Annotated in this window: 16 protein-coding genes; 5 read left to right on the top strand and 11 right to left on the bottom strand. The window is 33.4% G+C overall.

Going from position 1 to position 13937, the window contains the following annotated elements:
• The first annotated feature begins 91 nt into the window (after window positions 1-91).
• The gene (locus P0Y62_04385) at window positions 92-1240 is read left to right on the top strand and encodes a helix-turn-helix domain-containing protein (protein WEK70796.1); all 1149 of its coding nucleotides are present in this window, start codon (window positions 92-94) and stop codon (window positions 1238-1240) included.
• Between the two features lie 60 nt (window positions 1241-1300).
• On the opposite strand, the gene P0Y62_04380 is transcribed toward P0Y62_04385, so the two are convergent.
• The 6 genes from P0Y62_04380 to P0Y62_04355 all read right to left on the bottom strand — a co-directional run bounded on the left by P0Y62_04380 (window position 1301) and on the right by P0Y62_04355 (window position 5135).
• Complete coding sequence (locus P0Y62_04380; protein ID WEK71773.1) at window positions 1301-1894, bottom strand: Crp/Fnr family transcriptional regulator; 594 nt, start codon at window positions 1892-1894, stop codon at window positions 1301-1303.
• Window positions 1894-2280 carry a bacillithiol system redox-active protein YtxJ gene (ytxJ, locus tag P0Y62_04375; GenBank protein WEK70795.1) on the bottom strand — a complete coding sequence of 129 codons (387 nt, stop codon included), beginning with the start codon at window positions 2278-2280 and terminating at the stop codon, window positions 1894-1896. The genes P0Y62_04380 and ytxJ overlap by 1 nt, the downstream gene beginning before the upstream one ends.
• Window positions 2277-2738 carry a DUF1569 domain-containing protein gene (locus tag P0Y62_04370; GenBank protein ID WEK70794.1) on the bottom strand — a complete coding sequence of 154 codons (462 nt, stop codon included), beginning with the start codon at window positions 2736-2738 and terminating at the stop codon, window positions 2277-2279. The genes ytxJ and P0Y62_04370 overlap by 4 nt, the downstream gene beginning before the upstream one ends.
• Window positions 2732-3268: a putative metal-dependent hydrolase gene (locus P0Y62_04365; protein WEK70793.1), complete on the bottom strand. Its 537-nt coding sequence runs from the start codon at window positions 3266-3268 to the stop codon at window positions 2732-2734. The genes P0Y62_04370 and P0Y62_04365 overlap by 7 nt, the downstream gene beginning before the upstream one ends.
• A complete protein-coding gene (locus P0Y62_04360; GenBank protein ID WEK70792.1) occupies window positions 3261-3848 on the bottom strand; it encodes a hypothetical protein in 588 nt (195 codons plus the stop codon). The genes P0Y62_04365 and P0Y62_04360 overlap by 8 nt, the downstream gene beginning before the upstream one ends.
• Before the next feature lie 144 nt (window positions 3849-3992).
• Complete coding sequence (locus P0Y62_04355) at window positions 3993-5135, bottom strand: DEAD/DEAH box helicase (protein WEK70791.1); 1143 nt, start codon at window positions 5133-5135, stop codon at window positions 3993-3995.
• 157 nt (window positions 5136-5292) lie between these two features.
• On the opposite strand from P0Y62_04355, the gene pncA reads away from it, so the two are divergent.
• Window positions 5293-5898: a bifunctional nicotinamidase/pyrazinamidase gene (gene pncA, locus P0Y62_04350; protein WEK70790.1), complete on the top strand. Its 606-nt coding sequence runs from the start codon at window positions 5293-5295 to the stop codon at window positions 5896-5898.
• 174 nt (window positions 5899-6072) lie between these two features.
• Here the strand turns inward: pncA and P0Y62_04345 are convergent, their stop codons facing one another.
• Entirely contained in the window at window positions 6073-7215 is a 1143-nt protein-coding gene (locus P0Y62_04345) for a pseudouridine synthase (GenBank protein WEK70789.1), read from the bottom strand.
• Between the two features lie 103 nt (window positions 7216-7318).
• Between P0Y62_04345 and aroB the strand changes: the two genes are divergently transcribed.
• From aroB to P0Y62_04330, 3 genes are all read left to right on the top strand, one after another.
• Window positions 7319-8365, top strand: coding sequence for a 3-dehydroquinate synthase (gene aroB / locus P0Y62_04340; GenBank protein ID WEK70788.1), 1047 nt, complete (start codon window positions 7319-7321; stop codon window positions 8363-8365).
• Between the two features lie 261 nt (window positions 8366-8626).
• Complete coding sequence (locus tag P0Y62_04335) at window positions 8627-9271, top strand: porin family protein (GenBank protein WEK70787.1); 645 nt, start codon at window positions 8627-8629, stop codon at window positions 9269-9271.
• Window positions 9272-9514: 243 nt separating this feature from the next.
• A complete protein-coding gene (locus tag P0Y62_04330; GenBank protein WEK70786.1) occupies window positions 9515-10102 on the top strand; it encodes a porin family protein in 588 nt (195 codons plus the stop codon).
• 75 nt (window positions 10103-10177) lie between these two features.
• Here P0Y62_04330 and purF read toward each other — a convergent pair whose 3' ends face one another.
• The 4 genes from purF to P0Y62_04310 all read right to left on the bottom strand — a co-directional run bounded on the left by purF (window position 10178) and on the right by P0Y62_04310 (window position 13823).
• Complete coding sequence (gene purF, locus P0Y62_04325; protein WEK70785.1) at window positions 10178-11677, bottom strand: amidophosphoribosyltransferase; 1500 nt, start codon at window positions 11675-11677, stop codon at window positions 10178-10180.
• 103 nt (window positions 11678-11780) lie between these two features.
• A complete protein-coding gene (locus tag P0Y62_04320) occupies window positions 11781-12500 on the bottom strand; it encodes a phosphoribosylaminoimidazolesuccinocarboxamide synthase (GenBank protein ID WEK70784.1) in 720 nt (239 codons plus the stop codon).
• A gap of 17 nt (window positions 12501-12517) precedes the next feature.
• Window positions 12518-13216, bottom strand: a complete 699-nt coding sequence (locus P0Y62_04315; GenBank protein ID WEK70783.1) for a DUF3307 domain-containing protein — start codon at window positions 13214-13216, stop codon at window positions 12518-12520.
• A gap of 1 nt (window position 13217) precedes the next feature.
• Window positions 13218-13823: a SatD family protein gene (locus P0Y62_04310; protein WEK70782.1), complete on the bottom strand. Its 606-nt coding sequence runs from the start codon at window positions 13821-13823 to the stop codon at window positions 13218-13220.
• Window positions 13824-13937 lie beyond the last annotated feature (114 nt).

Here is a 13937-nt window from a genome sequence, read left to right as displayed (position 1 = left end):
AATTGAGAACACAATTTTTAATAGATAGATAACAGACCTGGGAATGATAAAATGATGATTTTGTATTTATTTTGTGAAAACCTAAGGAAGAATGCAATATATAGTTATTATTGGGGCTTTTCAGGCTGTTGTGGCGCTTTGGCTTTTGCAATTCAGAGAGAAAAAATCAGTATCAAATTATCTGTTTATTTTTCTTCTTTCAGCCATTGCTGTTCATTTGGCAATTAAGTTCGTTATTTTCAATTTTATTCTTGACGAAAGTATCAGACAGCAAATGAATACGTTTATTGGAGTCTGCTATGGTCCTTTGATCTATTTATATGTTCTGAGTAAAACAAAAAAGGACTTTTCCATTGCCGGTAAATGGTTTATTTTTATTCCGCTTTTTGTACTCATGATCGCTTATTTTACCATTTCCTGTGTATTTGTGATTTTAAATCATGTCGATCAGAAGCTACTCGATTTATACAATAATTTCAGTTTATATTTAATATTTACAATCAACTTATATTATCCTTTAAAAAGTATTTTAATAGTCAGAAAAACTGAGGTTGAAAAGATTGAATACGATGTAATTACAAGAATTTCCTACTGCATTCTTTTTATGGAATTCGGAGTCATACTTTCCAAAACAATGCTTTATATGTTTCCTGAAGAAGCGAATATAATCAATCTGTCTATACGGACTGCCGCTTATTTTTTACTGTTGGTGATCTGTCTTTTAATTGTAAGAAAAAGCTTAAAAACCGATCATGCTTTTATTCAGCAAATCGATTCAAATATTACAGATCAAATACCTGTTAATCATGTTTTTAATGAGAATGCTTTAACATTCAATACAGTTGATTACGAGATAAAATTCAGTGAACTCTGGCAAAAGATGGATCAGTCGGTAAGACAAAAACAGTTGTACAGAGACTGTGATCTGAATCTTGATCAACTTGCTCTGCAAACGGAAATCAACAAGTATCAGATCAGCGAAATGCTGAATGCTTATAAACACAAGCCATTCTACCGCTACATCAATGAATATCGCATTGAATACTTTAAAAATATAGTGGAAAAGGCTATAGAAAAAGATGAAAATATCAATTTCCTGTCCTTTGCCTACGAAGCTGGTTTTAAATCGAAATCATCTTTTAACCGTTATTTTAAAGAAATAATTGGTAAAACACCTTCAGAATACTATAAAAGTGCTGTCAATGAAAATAAACAGCCCAGCTTTGAAATTAGTGCATAAAAAAAATCATCTCCTAAAAAGAAAATGATTTTTATATTTTCGAAAACAATGAATATTGTTTTATTTATCTGTTACAAAATTCTTTTTTGCCAGTTCTTTTCTTACTCGGCTCAGGCTTTCAGGGGTAATACCTAGATAAGAAGCAATCATCCACTGCGGAACTCTTAACAGCAAATCCGGGTACATATTTATAAATCTCAGATATCTTTCTTCTGCTGTTTCTCCTAATAAAGAATTGATTCTGTTTTGAAGACTTCTTACATGCTTTTGCAGCAGAATATCATTTTTTGAAGCAATATTTGGGAATTGTTCTACCAGTTTTTTAAAAAAATCAGGCTGTAACAATAAGACTTCAGAATCTTCTACCGCTTCAATATAGTAAACTGATTTTTCATTGAAATAAAGGCTGCTTCTGTCAGAAATCAGCCAGCTTTCCGGTGCAAACTGTATGATGTGCTCTTTTCCGTTTTTATCAATAGAATACATCTTGATCAATCCCTTTTCTACAAAGAAATTGTATCGGCAGACTTCCCCGTATCGCAAAAGGAAATCATTTTTAGCTACTTTTTTTATTTCATAATGAAGGCTGCATGTACTTACATTTTCTACGGGAACTTCGAGAATGTCTGCTAAATAGGTGTTAATATTTTTCATCATGATACTTGATTTATGGATATGCTTTGATGGGAAGCATCATTTATTGCTTTTCCGTTTTCTATGACAATCAATTGCGGGCTTTCATGCCTTATACCAAGATCTTCCGCAATCTTATTGGACAAAGATCTGTAAGCGAGTAAATCTAAAAAATAAAGTTCTGCTATATCATCTGTCTGCTCAAGACTTTCTATATCCTTTTCAAAATTCCTTAAAACTGTTTTGCTGATAAAGCAACTGGTGGAATGTTTGAATATGGCAATTTTACGGGCATGAGAATTTTCAATGGCAACTTTCAGGTCATCTTCGGATTCTATTCTGTTCCAATATGATTTCTGCTCTTTTGGCTCTTCTTTTCCGCCAAATATTTTATCAAAAAAACTCATACATTAAATTGTTTAAGATGATGGTCGAGATGTTTGTATTCTAAAAACCCCCAGTCCTTTTTTTTCATAGTTCCAAAAAGAACATGTTCTTTTGGTAAACGTTCTTTTTCAAAGGCTTCCCAATAAAGATCCAATGTTTTTAAAAGATGGTTTTGGGCTTCTTCAAAATTACACTCAAAATTAACGATTAGTTTTTGAAAAGTGGGCATATTATGAGGAATTCCGTTATTAAAAATTTGCATTTCTTTTTTTGTGGCAATCCCTATAGCCTTGAAAATATAATTGATCTTTTGAAGTTCAATTTTCTGAAGAGGAATTTGTAAGACCAAATCGCAGTGATGCAACATTTGAGCAACATTCATTTTACCCCATTTCCGTTCGGAATCGGCAGATAGTTTAGAGATTCTTAGTATAATCTCATCAAAAAAGTATTTGTTATGGAGTGTTTTTTTTACCAACCTTTTTCGATCTTCAGATTTTCAATGTGTGCAAAATGATGATTGCAATGCCACGCGTACAAAGCGGCACTGTTTTTTAGAGTATAATTAATATTTTGTTCCGGATGGTGAAAAGTTCTGTTAAATTGTTCTTCAGAGAGACTTTTCAGCAAAACCGCCCATCTTTGGTGGGTGCCTTTGATCATTCTTAAAGCCGGTTTTACAGGAATCGTTGCACTGTCTGCCAATTCAGCCCATTTTGCTTCTTCATAAGGCTTTATAGTAGGATTATCTTCCGTCAATGCCAGTTTAAATCTTGTAAAGCTGTTGATATGGCTGTCTGCAATATGATTGATAAGCTGTCGTACAGTCCATCCTCCATCTCTGTAAGGTGTATCTAATTGTTCATCGGACCAGTTTTCTACCAGCTTTTTTAATCTTTTAGGAAAGTCGCTGATTGTATCTATGGCATCAGATAATTGTTCACGGGTTATATTTTCTGGCTGTAAAAATTCGCCTATCGGAAATTTTTTTAAATTTAAATCATTCATGACTGATTATTTGGTTGAGTAGGTTTAATAAAATTACGGAATCTTTATCTTTTAAATAATAAAGCATTTTGTTTTTATAATGGTCTTCCAGAGAATAAATAATAAAATGATGATGATATTTTTTTATTCTTACATCTTTCAATAATATTTCTTTTTTGTCAAATGTAATTTTATCCTTAGCAATATGAATTCCGGAAATATTGAATTTCTCATTACGATTAAACATTTCGAGGTAATTCTTAACAAGATCATCGATGAAATTATTCCATAATTCATCAACAATATCGGCATACAGCTTATGTTTTTCCTGTAATTTTCTTCCGTAAAAGAGTTTGAAAAATATTTTAAGTTCTTTATTGGACGTATCTCGGATAAATATCTGGTATTCCCTTCCAATAGTCATTCTGTATCCTCTGATGAAATGAATGCCATAGCGGATTCCTGCAATATCTTCCCTGCTAATAGTAGTGAAAAGATCATTATTCCGATCTTTATTTTCAAATTTCACAGAATTTTGGTCGATGGATAATGTTCGTTTCCTTGTATCAAATAATCCGCGAACAATAGTAAATGTTTTCATAAACGGTAATTTGTCTGTGAAATTTAATTTCGGACAAAATTTTAAGAATTAGTTTTCGTAAATGTACCAAAAATTCGAGAATATCAGAATATAAAAAAAGCTTCAATTCTATGGAAATTGAAGCTTTGTATGGAAAATCAGGTCTTAATAACCGTGTAAATTAATATCCTCAGTTCTTTGCAAAGTAACCTTTTTTCCCATTTTTTTCTGGATTACACGAAAATGATGTAATTCATCATCGGTAAGGATACTGATTGCAGTTCCTTTTTCATGAGCACGCCCTGTTCTTCCGATACGGTGAACATAGTCTAAAGGAGAACGTGGCAGTTCGTAATTGATAACATAAGGCAAAGCATCAATATGAATTCCACGGCCGATTAAATCTGTGGCAACCAAAATCTGAGCACCTTTTCCTTTAAACTCTTCTAAATTATTTCTACGTGCACCCTGCGATTTCTGGCTGTGAATGGCCACTGCTTTTATTTTGTTCTTTTTTAGTTTTTCTACCAGATTATCTGCAGATCTTGTAGAGGAAACAAAAATCAATGCTTTTTCAATGTTTTTTTCTTTAATTAAATACCGTAAAAAAGGACCTTTATTTTCCGGAGCAACGTGATAAGCCAATTGCTCAATATTATCAATTTCAACTTCTTCTTTTTTGATTTCAATGATTGTAGGATTGATAGATAAACGTTCCTTCATTTCAGAAACTTTATCATTCAGCGTCGCAGAAAATAACGTTACCTGCTTTGCTACGGGCATCATGGCAAAAAGCTTATTCATTTCTTCCCCGAATCCCAGCTGAAACATTTTATCGGCTTCATCAATCACCAAATGCTGAATCCGGGAAATACTTAAGGCATTATGATCAATGAGATCCAATAAACGTCCAGGTGTGGCAATAAGAACTTCTACGCCATGCATTCCCTTCATCTGCGGATTGATGGAAACACCTCCGTAAACAGCCATTGTACGGATTTCCCGCTTTAAGTCATCTGTAAAAGCTCTGAAAACTTCATCAATCTGAATGGCCAGCTCTCTTGTTGGAACCAATATTAAAACCTGTATATTACGGTCCTTTTTAATTTCTGTGTTTTGTAATTTTTCTAAAATAGGCATTACAAAACAAGCTGTTTTCCCGGAACCGGTCTGTGCAATTCCCATCAGGTTTTTTCCCTGTAAAATGACGGGAACAGCCTGTTCCTGGATAGGAAAAGGCTTTAAATAACCCAGTTTTTTAACAGAACGAATAATATTGGATGATAATCCCAGAGATTCAAATGACATAAAACTTATTTCGTGCAAAGATAAGCTATTGATCTCTGAAATAGCCAAAATAGATTGGCTTTACTGTTAGAATGCCGATTTGGCCGAAAATTCAGATTTGGACAAATTTTTGAAGATTAGTTTTTGTAAATTTATCAAAAATTCGAGAATTCTAAATATGAAAAAAGCATTAATAATAGTCGATGTACAGAACGATTTTTGTGAAGGAGGCGCATTGGCTGTTCCGGGAGCAAACGAAATAATACCTTATATTAATCTTCTGATGGAAGAAAACGAGTATGATCAAATCGTACTGACACAGGATTGGCATCCTGCCAATCATAAAAGTTTTGCCAGTAATAATGGCAGAAAAGTAGGTGAAAGTATTATTCTAAATGGTATTCCTCAGTTTATGTGGCCGGATCATTGTATACAGGGAACTTTTGGAGCTGAATTCCATAAAGATTTAAACAGAGATAAGGTAACGCATATCGTTCAGAAAGGTAAAAATACTGAAATTGACAGCTACAGCGGTTTTCAGGATAATAATCACTTTATGAAAACAGGATTGGATGATTTCTTGAAATACCATGAAATTCAATTGGTGGAAATTGTTGGATTAGCGATGGATTACTGTGTGAAGTTTACCTGTTTGGATGCCGTAGCTAACGGATATATTACCTGTTTGCATTTTAATGGAACAAAAGCTGTAAATGTGAAGCCCGACAACGGAAGAGATGCTATTTATGAAATGATTGAGAAAGGCGTGACTGTTCTTGGCTAATTATAATCTTACATTGTCATTCTGACGAAGGAAGAATCTAAAATGTAAGGATTCTTCCTTCGTCAGAATGACAGAAATAACAAAGACACTGAATTATTCAGTGTCTTTGTTTATTTTAAACTTTGAAGTATAAATTATGAAAATTCATAACTCATCATTCAAAATGTATAACTTTTAAAGCATTTTAAGATTATTCACTTCCAGCTCTGTAAGGATTCTCCAGTGTCCTCTCTTAATATTCTTTTTTGTTAATCCTGCAAACATTACCCTGTCAAGAGCTTCAACTTCATATCCTAGTCGTTGGAATATTCTTCTGATAACGCGGTTCCATCCGATATGGATTTCAATACCGACTTCATTTTTAGGCTTTCCTTCGATGAAAGAAATCTGGTCTACAACTGCTACTCCTTCATCCAGACGAATTCCTTCTGCAATTAACTTCATATCTTCATGTGTTAGTTTCTTATCTAACGTTACATGATAGATTTTTTTAGCATCAAATGAAGGGTGAGTCAATTTTTTCGTCATATGCCCATCATTCGTTAAAAGAATAACTCCTGTTGTGGATCGATCTAGCCTTCCGACAGGGAAAAGACGATAAGGAGAAGCATTGGCTACCAAATCCATTACCGTTTTTCTGGCTTTATCATCTTTTGTAGTAGAAATATATCCTTTAGGTTTGTTCAGAAGAACGTAAACCGGTTTTTCAGGAGTAATGTTCTGTCCGTCAAAAACTACTTTATCTGTTTTCTGAACCTGATACCCCATTTCAGTTACCACTTTTCCATTGACTTCAACTAAACCTTGGGTGATTAGTTCATCAGCTTCTCTCCTGCTGCAAACTCCTGAGTTTGCGATATATTTATTAAGACGGATTGTGTCCTTATGAACATCTTTTTCAATCTTGTTTAATCTTCTTTTTTGTACGAAAGATTTATTTTTATCTTCTCTGTTTTCTGTTCCTGGCCTTTTTCCGTATTTTAGGCTGCCTCTTTCGTATTTATCTCGGGTGTCAAAACTATTAGGTCTACTGCCCCCTCTTTTGGGTGCAGATTTACCAAAAGTCTTTCTCTCTTCACTCGAATTGGTAATAAAATCTGTTTGTTCAGTTTTTCCAAATTTCTTATCCATTCTGTCTTGGTAACTTGTGCTACCACTCCTTTTGGAATCAGAATTTCTTTCTCCTGCTTTAGGAAAAGATTTTTTAAAGGATTTAGGTCCAGAATTTCCGGATCTTGAAGCGCGAGAATCATCAGAATTATTTCTAGTTGAAGTTCTTGGTCTTTTGGGTTTTCCTGAATTATTGTCTCTGCTCATGCTAAAATATTTTTGCAAAGATAGTAATTTAGTTACGAGTTAAAAATTAAGAATCATAACTTTGCAATATAGTTTTATAATTAACCCTACAGAAAATCTGGAAATGATAACAATATTAAATGATAATTTTTCTCAGTTAAACGAATTCTTACACGAAAAATCGTTTAGCAAAATTTTTATTCTGGTCGATGAAAATACCCATGAATATTGTCTTCCTGTTCTTTTAGGAAATATGGAGACCGATTTGGGGTTTGAAATTCTGGAGATAGAAGCGGGAGAAGAAATGAAAAATATCCAGACCGCTAATCAGCTTTGGGAAATTTTGACAGAAATGCAGGCCGACAGAAAAGCTTTGGTTATTAATCTCGGCGGTGGTGTAATTACGGATATGGGAGGTTTTGTAGCATCTACCTATAAAAGAGGAATTCAGTTTATCAATATTCCTACCACCCTTTTGTCAATGTGTGATGCTTCTATAGGAGGAAAAACAGGAATTGACCTTATGCATTTTAAAAATATGGTGGGAACCTTTACCTTCCCTGAACAGATCTTTATATATCCTCAATTTTTAGAAACTCTTCCTTTTAAAGAGTTGAGAAGCGGGTTCGCCGAAATGCTTAAACACGGATTGATTGCAGATAAATCGCATTGGGAAAACCTTATTTACATCAATAAGCTGGATACTGAAAGTGTGATTCCTTATATTGTAACATCCATGAATATTAAACAGAATGTTGTAGATCAGGATTTTCATGAGAAAAATATTAGAAAAACCTTAAACTTTGGACATACTATCGGACATGCGATCGAAAGTTTATGTCTTAGTCAGGGAAATCCTATTCTTCATGGTGAAGCAGTTGCTGCTGGGATGATTTGTGAAGCACATCTCTCTTATCTTGAAGGTTTACTTTCAGAAGATGATTCTAAAATGATCATTGAAAAGATTCAAAAATATTATCCTTATTTAGATATCAGCGATTTTAAGGATGAAGACATCTTTGCCTTACTATTAAATGATAAGAAGAATGTAAATAGCAATATCAACTTTTCTTTACTTTCCGGAATTGGAATAAGTGTTTTTGATCATCAGTCCAGTCAGAAAAACATACTTGAATCATTAAATTTTTACAGAAAATTAAATAATGCTTAGTTAATTTGACTCATTTTTAAGACGTTTTTAATGAAAAATAAAATTTAGAATCGTTCTAAAGATTATGGATGTTTTATTTTTATTTTATTGAATATCAGTTTTATATAAATTTTAACCGTCAACAAAATTGACGGTTTTTTTATTGGTTTTTACTTGTTTTTATTTTTGGCAAGCAATTTGAAAGATACTCTGCGTCTGATGAAAAACTCAGGCAGTAGTAAAATTTAAAATTAGAAATAGTAGTATTAAAAAATTAAAATTATGAAAAAGTTAATTTTAGGATTAGCAGTAACGGCAAGTTCATTGGCGTTTGCGCAGCAGACAAAATCTTCATCTAGCCCGGTTCAGTTTGGTATTAAAGCTGGAATGAACGTTGCTTCATTATCTAAAGATCAGGGATTGGATGATCAGAAATCTAAAATTGGTTTTAATGCAGGTGTTTTTGCTAATATTCCAGTTGCTAGTTCATTCAGTATCCAGCCGGAGGTTTTGTATAGTGATTTAGGAGCTAAAGTAACTACCAAAGATGTTATTTTAGGAAACACTTATACCACTGAGTCTTCAAGAAATTTAGGATACATTGCAGTACCGTTAATGTTCCAATATAAGTTTGTTCCTAACTTCTATTTAGAAGCAGGTCCTGAGTTTGGTTTCTTAGTGAGCGCAAAAGATAAATTCAAAAGCTCTACAAACGGAAACTCTAACGGTTCTCAAACTGCAGAATTGAATAAGGATGATTTCAATACATTCAATTTCGGAGTTGGTATCGGAGCAGGATATTATTTTACAGATAATATTGGTCTTACTGCAAGATATGTTGCCGGAGCGACTGATATTTATAAAAACAACAACGGAGATGCTGTAAGAAATAATGTATTCCAAGTTGGATTAGCATTTAAATTCTAATCGTTGGGTATTCTCAAAGACAAATTTTAATTCAATATAAAATGTCATACTTACATGTAAGTATGACATTTTTTTATGATAAATGTATTTGAAAGCCTTTTATTTATACTTTATTTTTGCTTTTAAATGAAATACGGTTAATTTATTGTTGATAATAAATTAAATTAATAAATTTTGGCAAGATATTTGCATGTTGAAGTGTAATAATGATACAAATCATTAATTGAAAAAAAATTAATAATTATGAAAAAAACATTCTTAGGAATTGCAATCGCAATTAGCTCACTAACATTCGCTCAGCAAAAAGCAAAAGCATCATCTTCACCGGTATCATTTGGTGTAAAAGCAGGTCTTAATGTTTCCACTATTTCTGGAGGAGATTCTAAGGCTAAAGCTGGATTTTATGGAGGTGCATTTGCAAATATTCCTGTTGCATCAAGTTTTAGTGTTCAACCAGAAATTTTATACAACGGAGTAGGAGCAAAAGCAGATGGAATGCAGGATTTAAAAGTAAATTTAAGCTACATTTCTGTTCCTGTAATGCTTCAGTATAATGCTCTGCCGAATTTTTATTTAGAAGCAGGACCACAATTTAGTTTCTTAGTAGATTCTAAATTCAAATATCAGTCTGTATCTGTAAAAGGTAATGATTATATCAAAGGTTTTGATTTCGGAATCGGAATTGGTGCAGGATATTATATTACGGATAATTTCGGAGTGACAGCAAGATATGTTGCCGGTGTAGTAGATATTGCTAAAAAAACAGGAGGAGTTCAGCCTGAAGGAAAAAATAATGTATTCCAGATTGGTTTAGCATACAAATTTAACTAGACAGTTTTGATTTCAATAGAGAAAGGTCAGGTTTCCATTACGAAACCTGACCTTTCATTTTTATTTGAATTATTTTTAATTGAATAATTCAAATTCTTCTCCTTTCCCTACAGGATATTCTTCTGTGAAACATCCGAAGCAGTGATTGGCAGAACCTAAAATATTCTTTAAATTATCTATGCTTAAGAATTCTAAAGAATCTACTCCTAAATAATTTCTAAGTTCTTCAGTAGTCATATTGGCAGAAATCAAATCGTCTTTTGATGGAGTATCAATTCCTAAATAACAAGGTGCAATGATTGGAGGAGAAACACTTCTGAAGTGAATTTCTTTTACTCCTGCGTCTTTAAGGATTTTAACCAATCTTTTAGACGTTGTTCCACGAACGATAGAGTCATCAATAATTACGACTCTTTTATCTTTGATTTCAGAAATAATCGGGTTTAGTTTAAGGTTTACTACCCTTTCTCTCATTTCCTGAGTCGGTACGATAAAACTTCTTCCGATATATCTGTTTTTAATCAGAACCGGACGGAAAGGAATTCCGGAAGCTTTAGCAAAACCAATGGCAGCAGGAACTCCGGAATCCGGAACTCCAATGACAACATCAGCTTCTACAGGTGCCTGTTCCCAGATTTTCTCTCCGGATTTTTCTCTGATTTCGTAAACATTAATATTTTCTAAAGCCGAGTCAGGTCTTGCAAAATAAATGTACTCGAAAGAACAGATTCTTTGCTTTCCTTTTTCTTCATCTACCATGTACGAGTGAAGTTTTCCAGGTTCATTTTCATTGGTATAAATGATTTCTCCCGGTAAAATATCACGAACATACTGAGCTCCAACAGCATCTAAGGCTACAGATTCTGAAGCCACAACATAAGAATTTTCATTGATGGCTCCTAAAACCAAAGGTCTGATTCCGTTGAAATCTCTGAATGCAAAGAATTTATTTCTCGTCATTCCCACAACTGAATAAGCTCCTTCAATTTTTTCCATGGTAGCTTTGATGGCTCCACGAAGTCCCAAATCAAGATTCTTTTGGATTAATCTTAAAATAACTTCAGAGTCTGAAGTTGCTCTGAAAACTACTCCTTCAGCTTCCAATTGAGCTTTCAGTTCTTTTGCATTGGTAAGATTACCATTGTGTGCAATCGAAAGAATAATCTGGTCATATTCGTTTTTCGCGAAAAATGGCTGGAAATTATATTTCTTTTTATCTCCTGCAGTCGTGTAACGGGTGTGACCGATTGCAGAATTTCCCATAAAAGTTTCAGGATCTGCGATCTCTTTATAAACGTCCAAAACCAAACCTTCATCTTTCATATTGGTGATTTTTCCATCTTTTAAGACAGAAATACCACAAGCTTCCTGACCTCTGTGCTGTAAGGCAAAAAGCCCGAACTGTGAAAGAGAAAACGTATCAAGATCATTGTCAGAATACATTCCGAAAATCCCGCACTCCTCATTCGGAGCATCCAGTCTTTCTTCTTCCTGCGTTCTGAAAAGATTTCTTCCGTACGTTTGGGTTTCAAACTGTTTTAAATATTCACTTTTATGAATGTCTAAACTTTTCATTTCTATTTTTTCTAATCTAGATTTTATTTTGATAGATCTTTAAATTAGATGCCACGTTTAATATTATGTTAAATTAAGCTGCATCTTGTTTAAATCTAAAATCTTACTTGTTAAGAACAGTTTTTAGCCTGTTGTAGATCTCAACGTAAGCTTCAGTAACTTCACCAAGATCTCTTCTGAATCTGTCTTTATCCAACTTCTTCATGGTGTCTTTATCCCAAAGTCTGCAAGTATCAGGAGAAATTTCGTCAGCAAGAATGATCTCACCGTCTGAAGTTTTTCCTAATTCAATTTTGAAATCAACAAGGATGATGTTCATTTTATCAAAAAGATCGATCAGGATTTCATTAATATCTGAAGTTAATTCATACATTTCGTCAAGCTCTTCATAAGTTGCAGCACCTAAGAAAACCGCGTGGTGATCGTTGATTAACGGGTCTCCCAATTCATCCTTTTTGTAGCAGATATCAAAGATGGTAACCGGAGATTTGATTCCTTCTTCAACTCCTAATCTTTGAGCCATACTTCCTGCAGAATAGTTTCTTACCACCATTTCCAAAGGAATAATAGATACTTTTCTTACCAATTGCTCTCTTTCGTTCAATTGTTTAATGAAATGAGTCTTAATCCCTTTTTCATTCAAATATTCAAAAATCAAAGTGGTGATGGCGTTGTTCATTTCACCTTTTAAATCAACAGACCCTCTTTTTTGAGCATTAAATGCTGTAGCGTCGTCTTTAAAACGTACTACTACTTGATCAGGATTATCGGTAGCAAATACTTGTTTTGCCTTCCCTTCGTACAACATTTCTTTCTTTTCCATTTCTTACTAGATTTATTTTATTGTTTAATTAAAATTCCTGTTAAAACAGCCATTCCAAAGCTCAGCAATGTACCGATTAATACATATTCTGTCAGTTTTCTTTGTTTGGCCTGTACCAAGTCGCTGAATCTGAAAACAGATTTGGCAGCCACCATAAAACCTACGCCTTCCCAGTGATTCACCATAATAAAAGTGAAAACGAGTAAACGTTCTAAAATTCCAATATACTTTCCTGCACTGGATAGAGATTCAGTTTGTATATTGCTTACGGTCTCCGGAACGGGCGTCCATGAAGACAATAATATTTTAATAAAAATTGAAGCAGGTGTTGTTAAAAACAATACTGCCATCAGTATTTTTAAGAAGTTCTGATTTTTTAAAAATTCAATATTGAATTCATTATAATAAAAAGAAACTCCTGCAATAACTACAATATGCAAAGCCTGATCAATGAAAAACCAGTTTTTTTGATTTTTAACAGTTTGAAAACTCAGCTTCGCGGCATCAATAATAAAGTGTGAAATTCCTACTAAAATGGCTACCCACCAAAGTTCCGGATTCCAAAGGAAAATAAAACTTAATACCGTATGAATCAAAACATGAAGGTACAAATATTTACTCTTGAGTTTTTTACTTTCTTTATCTGCAACCCAAGAATTTGGCTGAAGAATAAAATCTCCGAGTAAATGTGCCAATATGAGTTGAATAAAAATCATCTTACAGTTCTGAAATTTTCTTTCTAAAATATTGATTGGTTTCTACGATAAGTTCGTAGTTGGCGCGTTTAAGTCTCTGGCTTATTGAAGACTGAGATATATTAAACCTTTTTGCTAAGTCTTCTTGTGTAATGTCCTGATTCATAATCATTTCGTGAATGATTTCTGAAGTTGCCATGGTCCAGTTGTCAAAATCCTTTGATGACCATTTAAGAAGAATATTCAAATCTTTATTTACAGAATCATTAGAGGTTTTGATGGCAACGGTATGACCGTCATTTTTTAAGTCATTAAGAAGCCTTCCGGAATACACATAGGCCGTTCCGTTGGACTCAGTGATTTTTTCAGACGAAAAGTTCTCTTCACCGATTCCTATGGCTATTCTTACATCTAAATTTTCCTGACTTTTTATGAGTGATTTTATGGCTAAGAAATGCCAGAAAACGTCATCAATATTACATTTGAACTGAAACTCATCTCCTCGGTAGATTTCCCATGTGTGAGGAGCGCTTCCCCAATTTTCGAGAAGATTTTTAAGTTTGGTAATCCAAACTTCCGTTTCCGCGTGTTGTGAATTTATAATATCTCCGGTAATGACCGCTATCATTTTGCAAATATAAGCATAATTACTTATAAATAAAAAATATAAGCGGAAAGACTTATAGATGTTAATTATTAGTGAATCTACTTATATCAATAATGTTTTATCAAAAGATTTTTA

Source organism: Candidatus Chryseobacterium colombiense (genome assembly GCA_029203185.1).
GTDB lineage: Bacteria > Bacteroidota > Bacteroidia > Flavobacteriales > Weeksellaceae > Chryseobacterium > Chryseobacterium colombiense.
Note: the sequence above shows the minus strand (reverse complement) of the source record. Positions and strands in the feature narration are given on the sequence as shown.